The sequence below is a fragment of the Halorubrum sp. Atlit-26R genome (genome assembly GCF_003666015.1).
In the GTDB taxonomy this organism is placed as follows: domain Archaea; phylum Halobacteriota; class Halobacteria; order Halobacteriales; family Haloferacaceae; genus Halorubrum.
Map to the genome: position 1 here is coordinate 1 of NZ_QPLT01000054.1, position 1,474 is coordinate 1,474.

The following is a 1,474-nucleotide window of genomic DNA, read 5'->3' on the forward strand; positions in this document are numbered from 1 at the left end:
AATCTCACGAGTTCCTACTTCGACCAACTCGATAAGGCGGTAGCTGACTTCTGTGCTGAGCCAAGCGACTTCTCACGAGTCATCAACGGCGTGTTCGAAGAGACGTATCGAGGGGTGTTCGGGAAGGAACCTGCCGGTGAGTTCTCCGGTGGGCTTCGTGAACGGCATTAATTGAGCCTCATCGGAGCATCGATCAAGGGTGAGTCGTCCTACGCCCGATTGTAGGATTCGACGTGAGTGCCGCGTCAATAAGCTCAATAATTTGCGTGGGAGTAGAACTATTACTGTCGGGCCGGTACCATAGCGTATGGCACCCGCGAACCCGCCCGATGATCCCGAATGGAAGAAGACTTGGAAGGAACACGCATCGGCGTTTGATCGAGTCAAGTCGGTGACGATGACGCTCTCGGAGCCCCGATCTGCTCCGTGGATCGCAGAGCAAGCAGCCGTGTCCCCAAATACGGCACGGGATCACCTCCGCCGACTCGTCGACCTCGGCGTCGTGACGGAAACCGACGAGGGCGGGACCCGCCACTACTATCCGGATCCACTGTACACCCGACTCCGCGATATTCGAGAATTACTTGATGAGACGACGAAACAAGAGCTCTCGGAGCAGGCCGCAGAGTTGAAAGATGACATCGCGGCATGGAAAGCCGAGTACGATGCTGACTCACCGGATGGACTCCGGGAACGAGCGGCGGCAAATAAGGTCTCTGCTGAGCAAGCGTACGAACTTACGCGGACAGCAAGCGACTGGGAACTCGCCCGGTATCACCTCTCTCTCGTCCAGGACGCGATCAGGAACTACGATACCTGGACATCTGACCAGTCGTCGCTCACAGTATGACTGACGAGCGGGACATACTGGATAGCCAGTCTGACCGTCACCGATATTCTGGTTCTCATTTCCAGGCGGACAGTGTACGTTCTGATGGCGGGACCACGTCAGGACGGGATCGGCACCGTATCCTACGCGAGTTGCGTAGCGAGTTGGTGCGACATCCCGCCGTACTATCGGTTGAGGGTGAACCACCGAGCGAATACCGAGAACTACTGGCTACCCTTGATCCGTCGTGGTTCGGCCGTTCGGGAGCAACCGCCTCACTCCGGATCACGTGGATCCCGGATCCATCACCCGGGCCAGAAGAATCTGATCGCACGAGTGATGCGTGGACGCGAACGCCGATTCAGGCATACTATACCTTCCATTACAGCGAATCATCCGGCTTTGATTGCGGCTTCCACTGTGAACCGAATCCGCATATTGACGGCCTGCTTCACTTTCAGGAACGAGAAGGCGTGGACGATCCATACACCTACGAACCAATCTCATTCGACGCACAGTCGGTGTCCGGACTACTGTGGGAAATGATGGACGGACTCGCCAATCGCCTCGGCACGCAGGACCCTTCGTGATTTACTGCACGGCCCGCGAACTGATGCTCCTCTTCGAGAAGTAGTCGATACCACA

The 1,474-nt window shown here is 56.8% G+C and carries 1 protein-coding gene; it reads left to right on the plus strand.

Annotated features, from left to right (window positions below; translation table 11 throughout):
• Positions 1-307: 307 nt before the first annotated feature.
• Positions 308-850 (plus strand): ArsR family transcriptional regulator, encoded by a 543-nt coding sequence (locus DVK07_RS23440; RefSeq protein ID WP_199719624.1) that lies wholly within the window; start codon positions 308-310, stop codon positions 848-850.
• The last annotated feature ends 624 nt before the right edge of the window (positions 851-1,474 follow it).

Coding starts and splice junctions, on each gene's coding strand:
- DVK07_RS23440 (WP_199719624.1), top strand. CDS start 308: ATGGCACCCGCGAACCCGCCCGATGATCCCGAATGGAAGAAGACTTGG.